Genomic DNA, 19,050 nt, shown 5'->3' with positions numbered 1-19,050 from the left:
CGTGCGCTACCTGCCGGTCGCGACGGAAGACAGGTTCGAGGAGCTGCAGGATGGCAGGGTCGACCTGATGTGCGGTGCCACCACGATGACGCTGTCGCGGCGCAGCCTTGTCGATTTCTCCCTGCCGACCTTCGCCACCGGCGCCACTTTGCTCTACCGGAAGGACGGTCCGCAGAGCTTCGAGCAGCTCGAGGGACAGAAGGTCGGCGTGCGCGCCGGCACCACGACCGAAGCCGGCCTGCAGGCCGTGCTGGACGCCCATCAGTTCGAGGCCGAGCTGGTGCCGATGCCCAGCCACGAGGAGGGGCTGAAGCAGCTCGTCACCGGCAACCTGGCTGCCTATTTCGGCGACGGTGCCATCCTGCTCTACCAGTGGCGCAGCAGCCCGGATCGGGACAAGCTGATGATTTCCACCCGGTTCTTTTCGAATGAGCCTTATGGGCTGGCGCTCGCCAGGGACGATGGCAGCTTCCGCCTCGCGGTCGACCGCGCACTGGCCCGTCTCTATCGCAGCGGCCAGATCATCGACCTCTTCCACGCGACTTTCGGCAGCGACGCCGAGCCATCTGATCTGGTCAAGGCACTCTATACGCTGAATGCCTTGCCCGAGTAGCCGCACCGAAGGCGGGCTTTGCATGGCATCCACCCCACTGTCCATGCCACTGCCGGAGTTCTTTACGGTTCTCGGTCGATCCGGGCTTCCCTCCATGCCATCGAGGACACATCCTTGGGAGATCGTTGTCGACCTCTTGCGAGGGTAGGTGTTCGAACTTCTGGTCGTGGTTGCGCTCGTCCTCTTGAACGGCTTCTTCGCCATGGCCGAGATGGCCCTCGTGCGGGCAAGGAGGCCCCGGCTGCAGGCGGATGCGGAGGCCGGCCACCGCGGTGCTGCCCTGGCCCTGAAGCTGCAGGACAACCCGTCGCGCCTGCTCTCGACTGTCCAGATCGGCATCACCCTGATCGGCATCGTGGCCGGCGCCTATGGTGGCGCCACCTTGTCCGTCTATGTCGAAGCCTGGATCCTGCCGTTCGCCGGGGCCTATAGCGGCCCGGCCGCCTTCGGGCTCGTCGTCGCCGGCATCACCTGGCTGTCGCTCGTGGTCGGCGAACTGGTGCCCAAGCGCATCGCCCTGCAATACTCCGAGCGCCTTGCGGCCTTCGTGGCTGGCCCGATGCTGCTCATCGACAAGGTTGCGGCCCCCCTCGTCTGGTTGCTGGAGCAGTCCACCAACGGCGTCCTTCGCCTGCTGCGCATGCCCGCGGAAACGCGGGAAGCGCCGACGGAAGAGGAGGTCGGCCTCCTGATCGAGGAGAGCCGAGCCGCTGGCGTCATCGAGGAAGAGGCCGGCGCAATGATGCAGGGCCTCCTGCGCATCGCCGACCTGCCCGTTCGCGCCATCATGACACCCAGGGTCGAGGTGGTCAGCTTCCCCGCCACCACCTCGCTCGCGGCGGTGGCCGAGAGCATCGGGACGTCGGAGCGGTCCAGGTTCCCGATCCTGGGCGAGGACGACGAGGTCGTAGGCGTGCTGCAGGCCAAGGACCTGCTCGCCACGGTCTGCGACGATCGCCCGATCAGCGGCAGCATCCAGCTGTTCCAGCCACCTGTCGTCCCCGACACGATCGACGCGGCGCGCCTCGTTCGCCTGTTCAAGGACGCGCCCGTGCATCTGGCGGTCGTGGTCGACGAGTACGGCGCCTTCGAAGGGATCGTGACACCGGCCGACCTGATGGCCGCGATCGCCGGCGACATCGCGGAAGCGGGAGCCGACGACGCCTATGAGGCCCAGCGGCGCGACGACGGATCCTGGCTGGTCGACGGGCTGATGCCGATCCACGATGTCGAGCATACCATCGGCATCGAAGGACTGGACCACGACGAGGCCTACCAGCGCCTGGCGGGCTTCGTGCTCTCCCAGCTGGGACGCATCCCGGAGACCGGGGACAGTTTCCTTTGGAAGGACTGGCGCTTCGAGGTCGTCGACATGGACGGGCGCCGGATCGACAAGGTGTTGGTGACGCCACCCGTCCACCCAGTTGGCGGCGAACTGGCCGAGATCGGCTGAACGGGCGGCACCTCGGCGGCGCTAGCGGAACAGGCGGTCGCCCTGCTCGTCGATCAGTTGCTGGGCCTTTTGCACCGAATGCCCCGCCGCATCGTCGCGGGAGCCATGGGTGTCCGCGCGGATGAAGCGGTGCTCCTTCGCCCCGTCCGGGAAGCTCTTGCGGATCACGCCGGCCACGTTGAACTGGCCGCCGTTCGACATCGGCTCGGCCAGGATCTCATAGCCCTTGTACTCGACGGCCTGGGCCGGTGCCGCTGCGGCTCCGCCCGAACCGCCACCGAACAGCTTGCCCATGAGCTTGCCCAACATCCGCACGATCCTCCCTCACAGGCCTGATGATGCCGTCGCATGTGACGCAGCGCGGCGCCGGCGGCAAGCCTGCTGAGGGCTTCCCTTCTGTCAGCGACGGCAGGGCAGCGTCTGCATGGCCTTCAGCGTCTCCTCGAAACCGACGATCCCGGCATCCGAGCCCAGCCCCGTCGCGACCAGGGCGGCGGCGGCGCTGGCGAATCGTGCGGCCGTCTCCAGGTCCATCCCCCGCGCCGTGGCGCAGATCATCCCCGCGACATAGGCGTCGCCGCATCCGGTGGTATCGGACACCGTCACCTCGAAAGCAGGCAGGCGCAAGACGCGCCCATCGGCATCCACCACCACGGAGCCCTCGGCACCCATGGTGATCGCAGCCACCCGAACGCCCTTGTCGACGAACCATTTGCCTGCCTCGGCAGGATCAGCATGCCCCGACAAGGCGTGGGCCTCTTCGATCGAGGGCATGAAATAGTCGATGAACGGCAAGAGCGGCTCGACCAGCGCCTGCCCATCGTCGCCGGGCGCGATCAGGTCGAAGGTCGTGGTGCAGCCTGCTTCCTTCGCCGCCTTCAGCAGCCGGACCGATGGTTCGCCGTCCATGGCGCGCAGGAACCCGGTGCCGCCCAGGTGAATGAAGCTGGCGTCGAGCAGCTGCGGGTAGGCCGCTTCCTGGGTCAGGAAATGATCGGAGGCACCCCGCATGTGCAGGGCTGGGCGCTCGCCATTGCTGCGCACGTTCATGATCGTCGTGGAGGTCGGCACGCCCTCGATCCGCTGCATCGCCGACACGTCAACTCCATGCCGGCGCAGCTTGTCCAGGACGAACCGGCCCTGCTCGTCGCTGCCGACCGCCCCTGCTGCCAAACAGCGCATCCCGAGCTTCGCCAAGTCGACCGCGGTGGCGCCGGCCGTGCCGGACACGACCAGCCTGATCTCGTCGACGAACGCGACGCCGCCGCCCGGCGGAATGGCGTCGACCGGCCGTCCCAGAATGTCGAGCGTATAGAACCCGATGGCCGCAACGTCGTAGCGCACCGTCCTTCGCCTCTCCGGAAGACTGCCGAAATGGAGCTTGGCTACTCGGCCTGCTGTGCCTCGGTCGCCGCGCGATCGGCCGCCAGCCGGTTCACGTAGACCTGCGCCGAGCCGATGCCCAGCAAGGCCACGATCACCAGGATCAGGAGGATGATGCCCGTCGCCTTGAGCAGCGAGCCGACCCTGACGCCCGGCCGGCACAGCGGCACGAGATTGAACGCCAGCCCGCCGATCACGACGAGGATGCATCCTGCGGTGAAGAGCCCGATCGAGAAGGGCTGGAAGATCATGATCAGCGCGACGCAGCACAGCCCGATGATCGCGTACTCGACCGTCTTCGCCTGCCGGGCCGAGAGGCCGCCCGTCGTCGTGGGACTGCTCATGAGCGCACCGCCTGCTCGTCCGGGCCGAACACATGGACATAGCCCGGCTGGAACCGGACATTGACCCGATCACCTTCGTCGATCTGGACTCGCCAGTCGCACACGACCCGCATCGACAGCGTCCCGTCCGAGAGATGGGACAGTGTCTCGGCCCCCATGGGCTCGACGATGTCGACCTGGCAGGTCAGCCCGTCGGCAACCGGCTCTTGCACCAGCGTCAGGTTGCGCGGCCGGATGCCCAGCGTGATCGCCGTTCCCGGTTCCAGCCGGCTCACCGCAGGATCGACCTGCAGCAGGATCTGCTGGCCGCCAGGCAGCTTGAAGGCCGCATGATGCCCCTCGGACATGCCGGTATAGACGGCCGGGATCAGGTTCATCTGTGGCGTGCCGATGAAGCCGGCCACGAACAGGTTGGCGGGTTTGGCGAAGATGTTGTGAGGCGTGGCTACCTGCTCGATCACGCCGGCGCGCATGACCGCGATCCGGGTCGCCATGGTCAGCGCTTCCAGCTGGTCATGGGTGACGATCACGGTGGCCTTGGACAGGCCGGACAGCACTTCCTTGATCTCGCCGCGCATCTGCTCGCGCAAGGTGACGTCCAGGCGAGAGAGCGGCTCGTCGAACAGGAAGCATTCCGGATCCCGGATGATCGAGCGGCCGACCGCCACGCGCTGCTTCTCGCCCTCGGAGAGCTGCGAAGGCTTGCGGTCGAGCACGCTGTCCAGTTGCAGCGTCCTGGCCACCTGCCGGACCTTCGCATCCATCTCCGCCGCCGAACGTCCCTCTGCATGCAGCGGGAACTTCAGGTTCTCCGCCACCGTCAGCGACGGGTAGAGCGCATAGAACTGGAAGGCCATGGCGACGTTGCGCTCGCGGGCGAGCAGGTCGTTGACCCGCTTGCCGCCGATCTGGCACTCGCCGTCGGTGATGTCCTCGAGCCCGGCCACCATCCGCAAGGTGGTGGTCTTGCCGCAGCCGGAAGGACCCAGCAGGCACATCACCTCGCCCTGCCCGACCGAGAGGTTGATCCGTTCCACGGCCTTGAAGCCGTTCGGGTAGACCTTGGTGACGTTCTTGATGTCGATGGTCGTCATGGCCTCACTTCCGAACCGTGCCGAAGGTGACGCCGCGCAGGAGCTGGTTCTGCAGGAGGAACGTCACGAAGAAGATCGGGATCAGGAACAGCGTGACGATCGCCGCGAGCAGGCCATAGTCCACGCCCATCTCGCCGCCCAGCGTGCGGGCCACCGCGACCGGCACGGTGCGGGTGTCGACGCCGGTGAGCAGCAGCGCGAAGAGGAACTCGTTCCAGGTCAGGATCAGGCCGAACACGAAGGTGGCGGCCAGGCCTGCCTTCACCTGCGGCAGGCAGATGCCGAAGAACAGGCGGCGCTCGGTGGCGCCGTCCATGCGCGCGGCATCCTCGATCTCGCCGTTCAGCTCCTCGAAGAACGACTTCACCATCCAGATGGTGAACGGCAGGTTGAAGGCGGTATAGAGGAAGATGATGCCGGCATAGGTGCCGGACAGGCCGACCTCGCGGAACATCAGGAAGATCGGGATCACCACGACGATCGCCGGCATCATGCGGGTCGTCAGGATGATGAACATGTAGGTGTCGTTGCCCTTGAGCGGATAGCGTGAGAACCCATAGGCGGCGAGCGTCCCGATGATCAGCGCCAGGAGGCAGGACACGCCGGCAATGAAGATCGAGTTGAAGAAATAGAGCGGGAACTCGGTCGCCTGGGCGGAGCCGCCGCCGCTGATGACTGCGCGGAAGAACACGCCGATGAAGTTGTCGAGTGTCGGCGTGAAGAAGAACTTCGGCGGGACCGCCAGGGCATCGGGACGGGTCTTGAACGCCGTCATGATGATCCACAGGACCGGGAAGAAGTAGATCAGGCTGATGATGCCGGCAAAGGCGGTCCAGCCCCAGCCGGCCCGGCCGATCTCGCGGGACTTGGCCATGTCAGTCGACCTCCTGGGCGCGGCGGTTGACCGCGTAGAGATAGAGCGAGGTGAGCACGATCACGACGAACAAGATGATGTAGGCGAGCGCCGCCGACTGGCTGGTCCGGAAGTACTGGAAGGCTAGGCGGTAGACATAGACGCCGATCGTCTCGGTGGCGGTGCCGGGGCCGCCTTCGGTCAGGATGTAGACCACGTCGAAGAGCTTGAACGTCTCGATGGTGCGGAACAGCACGGCGAGCAGGAGCAGGCTCTTGATGTAGGGAAAGGTGATGGTGCTGAAGCGCCGCCAGGGCGAGGCACGGTCGATCTCCGCGGCCTCGTAGAGATATTTCGGCACGGATACCAGGCCCGCCAGCACCAGCAGCATCACGAACGGCGACCACATCCAGGCATCGGCGACGACGACGCCGATGATGGCACCGGTGGGCGACCCCAGCAGGGCATAGCGGTCACCGGTGAACAGGGCGACGGCTTGGCTGACGAGGCCGAAAGTGGGCTCGTAGAACAGCTTGAAGAATACGCCGACCGCGACCAGCGACAGCATCATCGGCGTCAGCACCAGCATCAGCAGGATGCGGCGCAGCGGGAACTGCTTTTGGAACAGCATCGCCAGGAGGAAGCCGACGACGAGCTGGAGCAGCACCGAGCTCGACACGATGATCGCGGTCGTCTTGAAGCGCTCCCAGACGACCGGGTCGGTCACCACGCGTTCGAAGAACCGCAGCCCCACGAAGTCCGGCGCCTCGCGCTTGCGTGCGCTGTAATTGTAGAAGCTCAGGCCGAACGACCAGAGCAGCGGGAAGATGTTCATCAAGAACAGCACGATGAGTGCCGGCGCCACGAGCAGTGGGCCGCGCCGCTGCGGCGCCAGCAGCCAGGCGAGGAAACCGCCCTCGGACTTCATCTCACGCGCGACGACAGCGCTGCTCGCCATGATCTCTGGGTCCAATCATCAAGGAAGGGGCGGGTCATGGCGGACCCGCCCCAGTCTTCAACGGAACCGGCTCACTCGATGCGGCCGGCATCCTCCAGCGTCTGCTGCTGGAACCTGGCCACCGCGTCGAGCGCCTCCTGGGCAGAGACCTGCCCGGTGATCGCCTTGTCGAACTCTTCCTGCTGCTGGGTAAGCAGCTCGAAGAATTCCGGCACGTGCCAGACGTCACGCTGCCAGTCGATCATCTCCTTGTGGGCACGGTTCCAGGGCCGCAGGCTGTCGTACTCCGGATCCGCCATGACCGACATCAGGCCGGACTGGCCGCCATTGGCGACGAACTTCTTCTGCGTGTCCGGCTGCAGCCACCACTTCACGACCTCGATGCCCGCGGCATCGACCTCGGGGCTGTTCCAGGTGGTGAGCACGAAGGGCTGGCCGCCGATATTGCCGGTCCGGTCGATCGTGCCGTCTTCCTTGCGGGTACCCGGCGCCGGCGCGAAGGCCGACTTGTCGTGCACGCGCGAGGTCTTCGGATCGAGCACCGGCTCGCCCAGGCCCACCCAGTCGATCGTCGACGCCACCTTGCCCTGCATGAACAGGTCCTGGATGACGAAGATGTCGGCCTGGCCGGTCGCGGCCACGGGCGGCATGTACTTGATGAGACTGAGATAGTGCTCGAACGCCTTCACGTTGGTGTCGCTGTTCACGACCCCTTCCGCCTGGGCTTCCGGCTGCTTGGTCTCGTCCCAGATGTCACCACCCGCCTGCCAGATGAACGCGTTCACCTGCATGGTCGAGAAGTCATAGCCCTTGCCGGCCTGGTACGAGATGCCGAAGAAGTCGTCATCGGCCACGCCGTCGCCCAGCGGCTCGCCCTTCTTGCGCATGAAGTGCTTGCCGATGTTCTCGTACATCGTCCAGTCGACGTCCTGCCAGTCCTCGTAGGTGCAGGGCAGCTTGGCGTTGAACGTCTCCTGGAATTTCGCCGCCTCCTTCTCGTTGCAGAAAAGGTCCTGGCGATAGAAGGTGACGTAGGTGTCCGGGAATTGCGGGAAGCCGTAATAGCTCGTATCCGGCGCCGGGAATGGATTTTCTTCGATGAACTTGCGCGACTTGTTCGGGTAGGTCGAGTAGGCGGACACCAGTGCCGGATGAATGTCCTTCATGATCGCGCTGAGTTCGGGATCTTTCTTCATGATCTCGGTCAGGTCCTTGTAGTACCCGCCGTCCACGAACGACCCCAGCCACTGGCTGTCGGTCACGATCATCTGGTACTTCTTCTCACCCGAGGTGAGCGAGGCGGCGACGCGCTCGTAGAAGCTCGGCCAGGGAATGAAGTCCATCACGAGTTGGATGTTGTCGCCGGACTTCGACTTGAACGACCGGTCGAACTCTTCCTTCATGAACCGCGTCGGCGGCCAGTCCGGCGCCGCCATGTTGATGGTGATGTCGGCAGCTTGGGCGGATGTCGGCACGATCCCGGCGCCACCGACCAGGACGGCCATCATCGAGGCACCGTAAAGCCAGCCTCTCCAGCTTTTCTTCATCTGCTTCTACCTCCCTATGGCGGTGCGTTGGTCGCACCGTTCGCGAATTCACGTCATGCGCACGGGCCGTCGCTCAAGCGATGCGGACGCCCGTCTCGGCGTGGAATAAGTGCGCGTCCGCCGCCGACAAGGTGACCTGGATCTCCGTGCCAGGCCCGATACTCGCCGCACGCTCTTCCGGCAGCGCCATCTTCATGGCGGCACCGCCGACCTCGAGGTCGAGCAAGGTGACGTCGCCCAGCGGCTCCGTCAGATGAACCACGGCGTCGAAGCCTGGGCCGCGGCTGGGCTCGTGGCCGAGCAGCACGTCATGCGGGCGCACGCCATAGAGCACCTGTTCACCACCGCTCAGGTGCATGCCCCAATGGTCCGCCGGCAGCGCGCCGAACGGCAGTTCGACGAAGTAGCCACCGTTGCGACGCGTCACCCTGCCCTTGACCAGGTTGATCGCGGGCGATCCGACCATGCCGGCCACATAGGTGTTCATCGGTGCCGCGTAGAGCGAGCGTGGCGTGTTCACCTGGACGACCCGGCCACTCTGCATGACGCCGACGCGCTGACCCATGGTGAGGGCCTCCAGTTGGTCCGGAGTCGCGTACAGCATGGTCATGCCAAGCTCGCGATGCAGGCGCTTGAACTCCGCCCGCGTGTCGTGGCGAAGCTTCGCATCCAGGTTGGTCAGCGGCTCGTCCAGCAGCAGCAGCTTCGGCCGCCGGATCAAGGCGCGGCCGATCGCGACACGCTGCTGCTCGCCGCCGGACAGGGTCGACGGAAGTCGGTCGAGCGTGTGGCTGACTCGCAGGAGTTCCGCCGTCTCCCCTACCCGCTTGGAAGTCTCCGACGACGCGACGCCCGCCCTTTCCAGTGGGTAGGAGAAGTTCTGCCGGACCGTGAGATGGGGATAGAGCGCGAAGGTCTGGAAGATCATCGCGATGCCGCGGCCCTGGATCGGCATGGCCGCCATGTCGCGGCCGCCAACCGAGATCGTGCCGCCATCCAGCCGTTCCAACCCTGAGATCGCGCGGAGCATGGTCGTCTTGCCGGCCGACGACGGGCCGAGAAGGCAATAGAACTCGCCTTCGCGGACGTCGAAGCTCATGCCATCCAAGGCGGTCACGCGACCGAATCGCTTGACGACATCCTGCACGATCAAGTCGGACAAGCCTGTCCCCCTGTGCGCGGCCCTTTCCCGGACCTGCGCGATTTAGCCAACCCTGTGTCACGATGAGATGCCATTGACCGCTTGCTACGGCTCTTCGGCACCGACACCGTCCCTGTTGCGCAAACTGTAGCCTGATCTTGCCAGCCGAAAAAGTCCGATTTTTTCGCCCTACTCACCAGGGTGCACTTCGAGCGCGGCACCCTCGGACCCCGGCACCTGCGCGGCTTCCCCGTCGTCCCACGGGTTCGGTCCCCGCTGCTCGAAATAGGCCAGTTCGCTGATCGCGTTCTCGATCACCCGCCTCATTGCCTGCTCCGCCGCGACCGGGTCATGGGCGCGGATGGCCTCGAGGATCGCCGCATGCATCGGGCAGATCCGCCAGCGCAGATGGGTGGAATCGGCACGGCGCAGCACGTGGTGGCGATGCAGGTCGAAGGCACGGTCGAGCGCTGGCATCAGCGCCCGTCCCAGCTGGGTGAGGAAGCGATTGTGGGAAGCGTCGAAGATGCTGGCGTGGAACGCCAGATCCGCCGCGTAGAAGGCTGCCAGGTCCGGATCGAGCGCGCTGACCTCCATGGTCGTGAGGCAGCCGGTGATCAGGTTCACATCTTGCTCGGTGCCCCGCAGCGCTGCGGTGCGGGCCGCCTGCGGCTCGATGGCCAAGCGCACCTCGACCAGTTCCGCCATCAGGCCCGGCTCCAGCCGGAACGGATCGATCCACGCCAGTACGTCCGGATCGAGCAGGTTCCAGTCGGCCATGGGGCGGATGCGGCCGCCCGTGCGCTGCCGAAGCTCGATCAGCCCCTTGGCGGCCAGCACCCGCATCGCCTCACGGATCGAGGTCCGGCTGACCCCGAATAGTTCGAGCATGTCGTCGATGGGGGGCAGCGCCTCGCCCGGCGCCAGCTCCCCCCGGCCGATCCGCTCGCCCAGTTGATGGACGAGACGGCCGTGCAGCCCCGTCCGCGGATAGAGCCGCAGCCATGCCACCGCTACGGGCGCAACCAGGGCGGGAAGCCCGGACATGATGGCTTCCCGCGTCACCGATGCTCGATATGCGTGCCGAGCACGACGAGGCACTCGCGCATGAACGCCGCCAGCCCCGGCCAGCCCTTGCCGGACACGAGCTTGCCATCGCGGTAGGCGCCATCCGGCTCCACGTCGACATAGATGCCGCCGGCCAGCCGCACTTCCGGCTCGCAATACTGCAGGGCCGCCACCTTCCTGCCCTTCAGGACTCCATCCACCGCCATCAGGATCTGCACGCCATGGCAGATCGTGAAGATCGGCTTGTCCGCGTCGTGGAAGTGCTTGACGATCCGCTGCACCCGCGGATCGATCCGGATATATTCCGGGCCGCGCCCGCCGGCGCAGTAGACCGCGTCGTAGCTGGCAGGATCGACTTCGGCGAAGGTCTGGTTGATCAGGTGGTTGTGGCCGGGTTTCTCGGTATAGGTCTGGTCGTTCTCGAAGTCGTGCAACGAGGTCTTGATGAACTCGCCCTTCTTCTTGTCCGGGCACACCACGTGCACAGTATGGCCGACCGCCTCCATGGCGTGCTGGAACACGAAGATTTCGTACTCCTCGCTGAACTCGCCGGTCAGCATGAGGATCTTCTTGCCTGGCATGTGATCTAGCTCCCTGTCGTTCCGTTGGCGCGGACGCGCATTCGTCTCTTCACTGAAGGGCGCGCACCTCGATCAAAGCTGCGCGCCGGTCTCCTCCCATTGCCCGCTCTTGGCCGAGCGCAGGACCGCCTCGCACACCTTCTGGGTCTGCAGTGCATCCCTGAAGTCCGGCCGCACCGCCGACCCGTTGTCGAAGCCGGCGACGAAGTCGGCGCAGGCATGGACGAAGCTGTGCTCGTAGCCGACGATCAGCCCGGGCACCCACCAATGGCTCATGTAGGGGTGCTCGCCGTTGGTGACGTGGATCTTGCGCCAGCCGGTCAGGTGGCCTTCCGCCTTCTCGCCGGTCTGGCGGCTCTTGTACTCGAAGAAGTTCAGGTATTGCAGGTCGTGCAGGTCGAACGAGAAGGACGCGTCCTCGCCGTTCAGCTCAAACGTCTTGAGCGCCTTGTGGCCGCGCGCATAGCGGGTGCTCTCGAACAGGCCCATCGAGCCGTTGGCGAAGCGGGCCAGGAAGGCGCAGGCATCGTCGATGCCGACCGGCTTCTTCGTCTTGGTCTCGACATGGAGGCGCTCCTTCACGAAGGTCTCCGTATCGGCCACCACCTTCACGATCGGCCCGTTCAGCCACATCGCCGTGTCGATGTTGTGGGCCAAGAGGTCGCCGGTGACGCCGCTGCCGGCTGCCTCGACATCGAGCCGCCAGACCCCGGCCCCGCCTTGGGGAACGTCCGGCGAGATCGTCCAGTCCTGCAGGAAGTTGGCACGGTAGTGGAACACCTTGCCCATCCGGCCTTCGTCGACCAGCTGCTTGGCGAGCGTCACGGCCGGCACGCGCCGATAATTGTACCAGACCATGGCGGGCACCTTGGCGGCCTCCACCGCCTCCACCATCTGCTCGCCCTCGGCCACCGTCATGGCGAGCGGCTTTTCACAGGTGATGGCCTTGCCGGCCTTGGCCGCAGCGCTCGCGATCTCGGCATGGAGGTTGTTCGGCACGCAGATGTCGACCACGTCGACATCTGGCGATTCGACGACCTGCCGCCAGTCGGTCGTGGTCTGGGTGTAGCCCCAGGCATCCGCGAACGCCTTCAGCTTTCCCTCGTCCCGCGCGCAGGCCATCTGCAGGACGGGAACCCGGCCAAGCTCGGGAAAGAACCGCTCGACTTGGCGCCAGCCATTGGAATGTGCCCGGCCCATGAAGCCGTAGCCGACCATGCCGATGCGCAGGGGCTTCTTCGCCATCTTATTTCCTTAGCCTCCCTCGATCCTGCCGTTCACACGGCAGCCTTCACCCACGCACCGTTCTTCCGGCTGCTCTCGACGACGGCCTCGCAGAACTTCACCCCTTCCAGACCCTGCCGGATACCCGGCACGAGCGTCGCCCCCTCGTCCGGGGCGCGGCCCTCGATCTTCGCCGAGATCAGCTCCGCCGCATCCGTGTAGATGTTGGCAAAGCCCTCCAGGTACCCTTCCGGATGCCCGGGCGGCACCCGGGTCACCCGGCCGGCGACCGGCCCCGATCCGGCACCGCCCCGCGTGATCAGGCGGGGCGGCTCGCCATAGGGCGCGAACTGCAGGTAGTTCGGATCCTCCTGCGACCAGGACAGGCCACCCTTCTCGCCATAGACCCGCACGACCAGCCGGTTCTCGTTGCCGGGTGCCACTTGCGAGGCCCAGAGCATGCCCTTGGCACCGCCCTCGAAGCGCAGCATGACGTGGGCATTGTCGTCCAGCACCCGTCCCTCGACGAAGCTGGTGAGGTCCGCTGCCAGTTCGCTCAAGGTCAGCCCGCTGATAAAGGCGCCGAGGTTCATCGCATGCGTGCCGATATCGCCGACCGCGCCTACCGGGCCGGACTGCTTGGGATCGGTACGCCAGGCCGCCTGCTTCTGCCCGCTGTCTTCCAGCTTGGTCGTCAGCCAGTCCTGGGCATACTCGGCCTGGACCAGCCGGATCTTCCCCAGGAGCCCGTCCGCCACCATCTGCCGCGCCTGCCGCACCATCGGGTAGCCCGTATAGTTGTGCGTCAGGACGAACACGACGTCGGGCTGCTTGGCCAGCGCGTCGGCCAGCCGCTTGCCTTCACGCAGGCCCACGGTCAGCGGCTTGTCGCAGATGACGTGGATGCCGCGCCGGACGAACTCCAGCGCCGCCGGCACGTGCACATGGTTGGGCGTGACGATCGCGACGACGTCGATGCCCTCCTTCAGCCGCGCCTCGCGCTGGGCCATCTCGGCATAGCTGCCGTAGCAGCGCGCCTCCGGCAGGCCCAGTTCCGCCCCGGACGCCTTCGACTTCTCCGCCGTGGAGGAAAAGGCGCCGGCCACCAGCTCGTAGCGGTCGTCCATCCGCGCGGCCAGGCGGTGGACGGCGCCGATGAACGCCCCCTGCCCGCCGCCGACCATGCCGAGCCTGAGCTTGCGCCGGGACGCCTTGGCCTGGCTGCTCTCACCGACCATTCATCCGCTCCTAGCGATCCAGGCCGAGCGAGCGGCGCGCCACCGAGGTATCGGCGCCCTGGCCGATAAAGTCCTCAAAGCTGCCCTCGCTCACCTTGATGATGTGGTTGGCGATGAACTCGGCACCCTCGCGCGCGCCATCCATGCTGTTCTTGATCGCGCACTCCCACTCCAGCACCGCCCAGCTGTCATAGTCGTAGACGGCCAGCTGGCTGAAGATCGCGCCGAAATCGACCTGCCCGTCGCCCAGCGAGCGGAACCGTCCCGCCCGGTGCGGCCAGTCCTGGAAGCCGGAATAGACGCCCTGCTTGCCCGACGTGTTGAGCTCGGCGTCCTTCACATGGAACGCCTTGATGCGCTCGTGGTAGTGCTCGATGAACGCCAGGTAATCCAGGCCCTGCAGGCAGAAATGCGAGGGGTCGTAGTTGATGTTGCATCGCTGGTGGTTGCCCACCCGCGCCAGGAACATCTCGAACGTCGCGCCGTCGAACAGGTCCTCGCCCGGATGGATCTCGAAGGCCAGGTCGACGCCCACTTCCTCATGCGCGTCCAGGATCGGCTTCCAGCGCTTGGCCAGCTCGTCGAAGGCGGTGTCGATCAGCCCGGCCGGGCGCGGCGGCCAGGGATAGATGTACGGCCAGGCAAGCGCCCCGCTGAAGGTGACATGGACGTCCAGGCCCATGTGGCGACTGGCCTTGGCCCCGGCCAGCACCTGGCTCACCGCCCATTCCTGCCGTGCCTTCGGGTTGCCACGCACATGCAGGGCCGCGAACGCGTCGAAGCCCTCGTCATAGGCCGGATGGACCGCAACCAGCTGGCCCTGCAGGTGGGTGGCGATCTCGGTGATCTCGACCCCCGCTTCCTGCGCGGTGCCCTTGATCTCGTCGCAGTAATCCTTCGACTCGGCCGCCTTTGCCAGGTCGATCAGGCGCGTGTCCCAGCCAGGGAGTTGCACGCCCTTGTAGCCCAGGCCTGCTGCCCAGCCGCAGATCGACTTGAGGCTGTTGAACGGGGCCTGGTCGCCGGCGAACTGGGCAAGGAACAGGCCCGGCCCTTTCATCGTCTTCATCAGTCTGTCCTCAGGCTTTGGCGTGGGCTTCGCGCAGGAAATCATGGCCGAAGCGGTAGACCTCGTCCCGGGAAGGGAAGAAGTCGCGCCAGACACGGGTCGCGGCCGCAAGCGCTGGCAAGGCACGGCCGAACGCCTCGATGGTGTAGAAGCCCTGGTAGCCGCCCTTCTTGAACGCCTTGAAGGTGGCATCCCATGGCACGTGGCCCTTGCCTGGCGTGCCGCGGTCGTTCTCCGACACGTGCACGTGGTTGATCTGCGCGATGTTCGGCAGGATCACCCCAACCGGATCCTTTTCCTCGATGTTCTGGTGGAACGTGTCGTAGAGCATCCCGTAATTGGGTCGAGCGACCTTCGTCACGACCGCTGCGGTGTCCTCGACCGTGTTCAGCGCATGGCACTCGAACCGGTTGAGCGGCTCCACGGCGAGCTTCAGGTTCAGCTTCGCGGCATAGTCGGCAGCCTGTGAATGCACCTCGACGATGCCGGCCCGCTCCTCGGTCGTGGCCGGCTCGCCCGTGAACACGCCGAGCGGCTGATAGAACGGGCCGCACAGCAGCTCGCCGCCGGCGGCCGACAGGCAGTCCAATGCCCAGTGCAGCCGCTTCAACGCGTTCGCCCGTGATGCCGGATCCGGGCTGATCGCGGAGGTCTGCTCGTCCGGCAGCACGGTCACGGCCGTTATCCGCAGGCCGGCATCCTTGGCGACTTGGCCCACCTTGCGGAAATGCTCGGGGTCGCCCTCGAAGATCGGCAGCTCGACGCCGTCATAGCCAGTCTTTCTGATCTCCTCGAACAGGTGGAAATGCTCCTGGGTGACGTGGGTCGTCCACAGCAGCAGGTTGAAACCCAGCAGCATGGCAGCCTCACCCGTACTTCTTGTTGAGCTCGTCGAGCGCGGCCTTGCACTTCTCGGTCGAGGGCCAGGCTTCCGGCCAGAAGCACAGGTCGACCGTCCACCAGTCGTGCCCCACCTTCTCCTTGGCCAGCGCCGGCACCAGCTCGTCGAAGTTCAAGACACCCTCGCCGAACGGCGGATGGGCGCTGGTCTCGTCGTTGCCCTCGGCGTCCTTGTGGCAGGTGTTGTCGCTGTCGATCAGGTGGATGTGGTTGATCCGCCCGGACAGGCGCTGGATGAACTCCAGCTGGCCGCCCTTCAGCGTCTCCTTCTTGCCTTCCTGCCGTGTGCCGTTCACCGCGATCATCTGGCCATGGCAGGTGTCGTACATCACGCCGAAATTGTCGTGCTGCAGCTTGTCCAGCACCCGTTGCACGTCCGACGGCTTATTGAAGGCGAAGCCCGGCTCGAACTCCCAGGTGACATAGAGGCCGTGGTCGCCCGCGGTCTTGATGCACCAGTCCCAGGTCTCGACCAGCCGCTTCATGAGGTCGTCATAGTCGGCCTCGCGATGGATCGTCGGCGGCTGCACCGTGTCGACCCGGATCCCCTTGATGCCCAGGTCCTGCGCGAACTGGGCGTTCTCCTTGAACGCCAACCGATAGTCGGTGGTGTCGCGCGTGTTCAGGAGCTGCTGCGACCAGAGGTCTTGCGCGAAGCCGGAGAAGGCAAGCCCGTGCCTCTTCACCTTGTCGACCAGGGCCGCGCGATCGTCCTTGGTCGGATGGTTCTGCGGGTTGGGATAGCCGTTGAAGCCGCCAAGTTCCAACCCGTCGAACTTCAGCTCGGCCAGCTTGCTCAGCACCTCGTCGAACGGGATCGGGTTGGCGCCATAGGGACCCACATTGTAGGCCCAGGTGCCGATCGAGGTCCGATGCATCCGTCTGCCTCCCAGTTCTCTCGCGCTTTGCGGCTCAGTCGAGGCCGAGCGCCTTCTTCTCGGCGGGGCCGGGCACGGCGACCTTGCCGCCCGCCGCGATCACGCCCTTGGTCAGGATGAAGTTCGCATAGGCGCGGTTGTCGAGCGTCCAGACGATCGCTCGGCATCTGGTCGATTCCGGATAGAACGCGAACCGCTCGATCGAGCCCATCGTCCAGTGCGGCCCAGCCACCTCGTGCATCATGCCGAGGAAGGCCGTGTGGGCCTCGTTCATCTCGTCCGGCGCGCCGGAGATCTCCATGCGCATGACCGGATGGCGCACGAACCCGTCCAGCGGGAAGACCGACAGGATCGCCCGGCCGATGCCGACCGTGTCCAGGTCGGTGCGGATCAGCGGCACGCCGGCATCCGCCGCCATGGCCGGGCCAGGGAAGTTCCGGTCCGCCAGGCAGATCCGGTCGCCGTGCCCCATGTCGCGCAAGAGCGCCAGGAGATCCCCGCTCAGATGCGGGTTGATCCCGATCAGCATGTCACCTCCCTCAGGGACGTCTGGTCGCGTCCGCTTGGCTGTTAAAAAATCCGATCTTTCGCGACGAATCAACCACCGGATCGAGCTGCGCTGCGATTTCGGCTGCAGCGGCGTGCGCTGCAGGTTCGACCGCCTTTCCTGCGGCCAACGCTTCGCTAAGGTCCGCGTACGCAGGTGACGTGGAGTGGGTGGATGAAGGGCGACGCGATCGAAGCGCGCAGTCTGACCAAGCGGTTCGGAGCGGCGGCCGATGCGGTGACGGCGCTGGACCGCGTCTCCGTCACCATCCGCGAGAACGAGTTCTTCACGCTGCTGGGCCCGTCCGGTTGCGGCAAGACCACCCTGCTCCGGCTGATCGCGGGATTCGAGCTGCCGACGGAGGGCGAGCTCTATCTGCACGGGCAGCGTATCGAGAGCCTGCCGCCGTTCCGCCGGCCGGTGAACACGGTGTTCCAGTCCTACGCGCTGTTCCCGCACCTCAACGTCCAGCGCAACGTCGCCTTCGCGCCGGAGATGCAGAACCGTCCCAGGAGCGAGATCAACGCCGAGGTGCGCCGCACCTTGGACCTCGTCCGGCTCAACGGCTTCGAGAAGCGCCTGCCGCGCGAGCTCTCGGGAGGCCAGCAGCAGCGTGTGGCGCTGGCCCGGGCGCTTGCCGGCAAGCCCAAGGTCCTCCTCCTGGACGAGCCGCTCTCCGCCCTGGACCTGAAGCTGCGCCGCGAAATGCAGATCGAGCTGAAGCGTCTCCAGCACGAGACCGGGATCACCTTCGTGTTCGTGACCCACGACCAGGAGGAAGCGCTGACCATGTCGGACCGGATCGCGGTGATGAGCGGCGGACGGATCCTGCAGATCGGCACGCCCACCGAGATCTACGAGCAGCCGACCTCCCGCTTCGTCGCCGACTTCATCGGCGAGACCAACTTCCTGGCAGCGCGCTGCCTGGAATCGATCGGAGGCCGCGCCCTCTATCGCCTGCCCTCGGGCACGGAGCTGGAGGGCATCGCCATCCCCGGCCTTGGCGCCGGCTCGGACGTGACGCTGGCGGTACGGCCCGAGCGCGTCGATCTCGTCCGCGAGGAGGGCCAGGGCATGCCGGCCATCATGCGCACCATCCTTTATGTCGGCAACGACACGATCTGCACCGTCGCCTTGCCCGACGGGACCGAGCTCCAGGCACGGGTCCAGAATAGGCGAGGCGCCATCGGCGGCATCGAGCCCGGGTCGCCCCTGCGGGTGCGCATCCCGCCAGAAGCCATCCGCGTGGTGGGGGACTGACGCCATGGCAAGACAGACCGGCGAGGGCCGGCGGCGGGCCTGGCTGATCGCCCCGTCCGTGCTGACGATCGGCTTCTTCATGCTGGTGCCGGTCGCCATCATGGCCGCGATCTCCTTCATGGAGCGCGGCAGCGGCGGCGGCGTCAGCTGGGGGAGCTTCACGAGCGAGCCCTATGTCCAGTTCCTGTTCGAGCGGGACCTGGACGACAGCCTGCTGCTGAACACCGACTACCTGCAGATCTTCTTTCGCTCCATCTGGCTGGCGGCGCTTACCACCGTGCTGACCCTCGCGGTGGGGCTCCCGACCGCGCTCTTCATGGCGCTGCAGCCGGAGCGACGGCGCAACATCCTGATCTTCCTGGTGACGATCCCGTTCTGGACCAACCTGCTGGTCCGCAACTATGCCTGGATCCTGCTGCTCCGGAACAACGGGCTGATCGACCAGGTCCTGATGGGCCTGGGCCTGCGCAACGAGCCCATGGGCGTCCTCTACTCGACCTTCTCGATCGCGGTCGGCCTGACCTACACATTCATGCCGTTCATGGTGCTGCCGATCTATGCCAGCCTGGAGAAGATGGACTGGCGCCTGGTCGAGGCGGCCTATGATCTGGGCGCCGACCGCTGGCGTGCCCTGCGCCGGGTCGTGATCCCCCTGGCGATGCCGGGCATCGCCGCCGGTTGCATCCTGGTCTTCATCCCTTGCCTCGGCGCCTTTGTGACGCCGGAGCTGCTGGGCGGCGGCAAGGCGTTGATGATCGGCAACCTGATCCAGAGCCAGTTCGGTGCTGCCCGCAACTGGCCGTTCGGTGCTGCCCTCTCCATGGCCCTGCTGGCCGCGGTGCTGCTCGCGATGATGTTCTACCTCTGGCGCTACCGCCGTGCACCGGGAGCCGCCTGAC

Annotated in this window: 20 protein-coding genes; 4 read left to right on the top strand and 16 right to left on the bottom strand. The window is 66.0% G+C overall.

What is annotated here, in order from left to right:
• Nucleotide 1 precedes the first annotated feature (1 nt).
• Nucleotides 2-613 carry a transporter substrate-binding domain-containing protein gene (locus tag VHL31_RS16445; protein ID WP_329662317.1) on the top strand — a complete coding sequence of 204 codons (612 nt, stop codon included), beginning with the start codon at nucleotides 2-4 and terminating at the stop codon, nucleotides 611-613.
• 148 nt (nucleotides 614-761) lie between these two features.
• Nucleotides 762-2,066, top strand: coding sequence for a hemolysin family protein (locus VHL31_RS16440; protein ID WP_329662316.1), 1,305 nt, complete (start codon nucleotides 762-764; stop codon nucleotides 2,064-2,066).
• Between the two features lie 21 nt (nucleotides 2,067-2,087).
• On the opposite strand, the gene VHL31_RS16435 is transcribed toward VHL31_RS16440, so the two are convergent.
• The 16 genes from VHL31_RS16435 to VHL31_RS16360 form a co-directional block, all read right to left on the bottom strand.
• Complete coding sequence (locus VHL31_RS16435; RefSeq protein ID WP_329662315.1) at nucleotides 2,088-2,375, bottom strand: HlyU family transcriptional regulator; 288 nt, start codon at nucleotides 2,373-2,375, stop codon at nucleotides 2,088-2,090.
• Nucleotides 2,376-2,465: 90 nt separating this feature from the next.
• Nucleotides 2,466-3,410: a sugar kinase gene (locus tag VHL31_RS16430; protein WP_329662314.1), complete on the bottom strand. Its 945-nt coding sequence runs from the start codon at nucleotides 3,408-3,410 to the stop codon at nucleotides 2,466-2,468.
• Between the two features lie 41 nt (nucleotides 3,411-3,451).
• The gene (locus VHL31_RS16425; protein WP_329662313.1) at nucleotides 3,452-3,793 is read right to left on the bottom strand and encodes a hypothetical protein; all 342 of its coding nucleotides are present in this window, start codon (nucleotides 3,791-3,793) and stop codon (nucleotides 3,452-3,454) included.
• Nucleotides 3,790-4,887 (bottom strand): ABC transporter ATP-binding protein, encoded by a 1,098-nt coding sequence (locus VHL31_RS16420; protein ID WP_329662312.1) that lies wholly within the window; start codon nucleotides 4,885-4,887, stop codon nucleotides 3,790-3,792. Before VHL31_RS16420 ends, VHL31_RS16425 begins: the two co-directional genes overlap by 4 nt.
• A 4-nt stretch (nucleotides 4,888-4,891) precedes the next feature.
• Nucleotides 4,892-5,761 (bottom strand): carbohydrate ABC transporter permease, encoded by an 870-nt coding sequence (locus VHL31_RS16415; RefSeq protein ID WP_329662311.1) that lies wholly within the window; start codon nucleotides 5,759-5,761, stop codon nucleotides 4,892-4,894.
• 1 nt (nucleotide 5,762) lies between these two features.
• Nucleotides 5,763-6,698: a sugar ABC transporter permease gene (locus VHL31_RS16410; protein WP_329662310.1), complete on the bottom strand. Its 936-nt coding sequence runs from the start codon at nucleotides 6,696-6,698 to the stop codon at nucleotides 5,763-5,765.
• A gap of 71 nt (nucleotides 6,699-6,769) precedes the next feature.
• The gene (locus tag VHL31_RS16405) at nucleotides 6,770-8,245 is read right to left on the bottom strand and encodes an extracellular solute-binding protein (protein ID WP_329662309.1); all 1,476 of its coding nucleotides are present in this window, start codon (nucleotides 8,243-8,245) and stop codon (nucleotides 6,770-6,772) included.
• 73 nt (nucleotides 8,246-8,318) lie between these two features.
• The gene (locus VHL31_RS16400; RefSeq protein WP_329662308.1) at nucleotides 8,319-9,407 is read right to left on the bottom strand and encodes an ABC transporter ATP-binding protein; all 1,089 of its coding nucleotides are present in this window, start codon (nucleotides 9,405-9,407) and stop codon (nucleotides 8,319-8,321) included.
• Nucleotides 9,408-9,575: 168 nt separating this feature from the next.
• Nucleotides 9,576-10,433 (bottom strand): FadR/GntR family transcriptional regulator, encoded by an 858-nt coding sequence (locus tag VHL31_RS16395; RefSeq protein ID WP_329662307.1) that lies wholly within the window; start codon nucleotides 10,431-10,433, stop codon nucleotides 9,576-9,578.
• Nucleotides 10,434-10,447: 14 nt separating this feature from the next.
• Nucleotides 10,448-11,035 carry a DJ-1/PfpI family protein gene (locus VHL31_RS16390; RefSeq protein WP_329662306.1) on the bottom strand — a complete coding sequence of 196 codons (588 nt, stop codon included), beginning with the start codon at nucleotides 11,033-11,035 and terminating at the stop codon, nucleotides 10,448-10,450.
• A 72-nt stretch (nucleotides 11,036-11,107) separates the two neighbouring features.
• Nucleotides 11,108-12,280: a Gfo/Idh/MocA family oxidoreductase gene (locus VHL31_RS16385; protein ID WP_329662305.1), complete on the bottom strand. Its 1,173-nt coding sequence runs from the start codon at nucleotides 12,278-12,280 to the stop codon at nucleotides 11,108-11,110.
• Nucleotides 12,281-12,312: 32 nt separating this feature from the next.
• Nucleotides 12,313-13,497, bottom strand: a complete 1,185-nt coding sequence (locus VHL31_RS16380; RefSeq protein WP_329662304.1) for a Gfo/Idh/MocA family oxidoreductase — start codon at nucleotides 13,495-13,497, stop codon at nucleotides 12,313-12,315.
• 10 nt (nucleotides 13,498-13,507) lie between these two features.
• Nucleotides 13,508-14,566 carry a sugar phosphate isomerase/epimerase gene (locus VHL31_RS16375; RefSeq protein ID WP_329662303.1) on the bottom strand — a complete coding sequence of 353 codons (1,059 nt, stop codon included), beginning with the start codon at nucleotides 14,564-14,566 and terminating at the stop codon, nucleotides 13,508-13,510.
• Nucleotides 14,567-14,576: 10 nt separating this feature from the next.
• Nucleotides 14,577-15,425 (bottom strand): sugar phosphate isomerase/epimerase, encoded by an 849-nt coding sequence (locus VHL31_RS16370; protein WP_329662302.1) that lies wholly within the window; start codon nucleotides 15,423-15,425, stop codon nucleotides 14,577-14,579.
• Nucleotides 15,426-15,432: 7 nt separating this feature from the next.
• The gene (locus VHL31_RS16365) at nucleotides 15,433-16,344 is read right to left on the bottom strand and encodes a sugar phosphate isomerase/epimerase (protein ID WP_329662301.1); all 912 of its coding nucleotides are present in this window, start codon (nucleotides 16,342-16,344) and stop codon (nucleotides 15,433-15,435) included.
• Nucleotides 16,345-16,378: 34 nt separating this feature from the next.
• Entirely contained in the window at nucleotides 16,379-16,873 is a 495-nt protein-coding gene (locus VHL31_RS16360; protein ID WP_329662300.1) for an RbsD/FucU family protein, read from the bottom strand.
• Nucleotides 16,874-17,065: 192 nt separating this feature from the next.
• Between VHL31_RS16360 and VHL31_RS16355 the strand changes: the two genes are divergently transcribed.
• Complete coding sequence (locus VHL31_RS16355) at nucleotides 17,066-18,151, top strand: ABC transporter ATP-binding protein (protein WP_329662299.1); 1,086 nt, start codon at nucleotides 17,066-17,068, stop codon at nucleotides 18,149-18,151.
• Between the two features lie 4 nt (nucleotides 18,152-18,155).
• Nucleotides 18,156-19,049: an ABC transporter permease gene (locus tag VHL31_RS16350; protein ID WP_329662298.1), complete on the top strand. Its 894-nt coding sequence runs from the start codon at nucleotides 18,156-18,158 to the stop codon at nucleotides 19,047-19,049.
• Nucleotide 19,050 lies beyond the last annotated feature (1 nt).

It is taken from the genome of Geminicoccus sp., from assembly GCF_036263595.1.
Lineage (GTDB): Bacteria > Pseudomonadota > Alphaproteobacteria > Geminicoccales > Geminicoccaceae > Geminicoccus.
This window is presented reverse-complemented; position numbering and strand designations above follow the sequence as displayed.

Excerpts from the sequence above, each read along its gene's own strand:
- VHL31_RS16420 (WP_329662312.1), bottom strand. The coding sequence starts at position 4,887 with ATGACGACCATCGACATCAAGAACGTCACCAAGGTCTACCCGAACGGC.
- VHL31_RS16425 (WP_329662313.1), bottom strand. The coding sequence starts at position 3,793 with ATGAGCAGTCCCACGACGACGGGCGGCCTCTCGGCCCGGCAGGCGAAG.
- VHL31_RS16395 (WP_329662307.1), bottom strand. The coding sequence starts at position 10,433 with ATGTCCGGGCTTCCCGCCCTGGTTGCGCCCGTAGCGGTGGCATGGCTG.
- VHL31_RS16415 (WP_329662311.1), bottom strand. The coding sequence starts at position 5,761 with ATGGCCAAGTCCCGCGAGATCGGCCGGGCCGGCTGGGGCTGGACCGCC.
- VHL31_RS16435 (WP_329662315.1), bottom strand. The coding sequence starts at position 2,375 with ATGTTGGGCAAGCTCATGGGCAAGCTGTTCGGTGGCGGTTCGGGCGGA.
- VHL31_RS16405 (WP_329662309.1), bottom strand. The coding sequence starts at position 8,245 with ATGAAGAAAAGCTGGAGAGGCTGGCTTTACGGTGCCTCGATGATGGCC.
- VHL31_RS16410 (WP_329662310.1), bottom strand. The coding sequence starts at position 6,698 with ATGGCGAGCAGCGCTGTCGTCGCGCGTGAGATGAAGTCCGAGGGCGGT.
- VHL31_RS16380 (WP_329662304.1), bottom strand. The coding sequence starts at position 13,497 with ATGGTCGGTGAGAGCAGCCAGGCCAAGGCGTCCCGGCGCAAGCTCAGG.
- VHL31_RS16360 (WP_329662300.1), bottom strand. The coding sequence starts at position 16,873 with ATGCTGATCGGGATCAACCCGCATCTGAGCGGGGATCTCCTGGCGCTC.
- VHL31_RS16385 (WP_329662305.1), bottom strand. The coding sequence starts at position 12,280 with ATGGCGAAGAAGCCCCTGCGCATCGGCATGGTCGGCTACGGCTTCATG.
- VHL31_RS16355 (WP_329662299.1), top strand. The coding sequence starts at position 17,066 with ATGAAGGGCGACGCGATCGAAGCGCGCAGTCTGACCAAGCGGTTCGGA.
- VHL31_RS16375 (WP_329662303.1), bottom strand. The coding sequence starts at position 14,566 with ATGAAGACGATGAAAGGGCCGGGCCTGTTCCTTGCCCAGTTCGCCGGC.
- VHL31_RS16365 (WP_329662301.1), bottom strand. The coding sequence starts at position 16,344 with ATGCATCGGACCTCGATCGGCACCTGGGCCTACAATGTGGGTCCCTAT.
- VHL31_RS16390 (WP_329662306.1), bottom strand. The coding sequence starts at position 11,035 with ATGCCAGGCAAGAAGATCCTCATGCTGACCGGCGAGTTCAGCGAGGAG.
- VHL31_RS16370 (WP_329662302.1), bottom strand. The coding sequence starts at position 15,425 with ATGCTGCTGGGTTTCAACCTGCTGCTGTGGACGACCCACGTCACCCAG.
- VHL31_RS16350 (WP_329662298.1), top strand. The coding sequence starts at position 18,156 with ATGGCAAGACAGACCGGCGAGGGCCGGCGGCGGGCCTGGCTGATCGCC.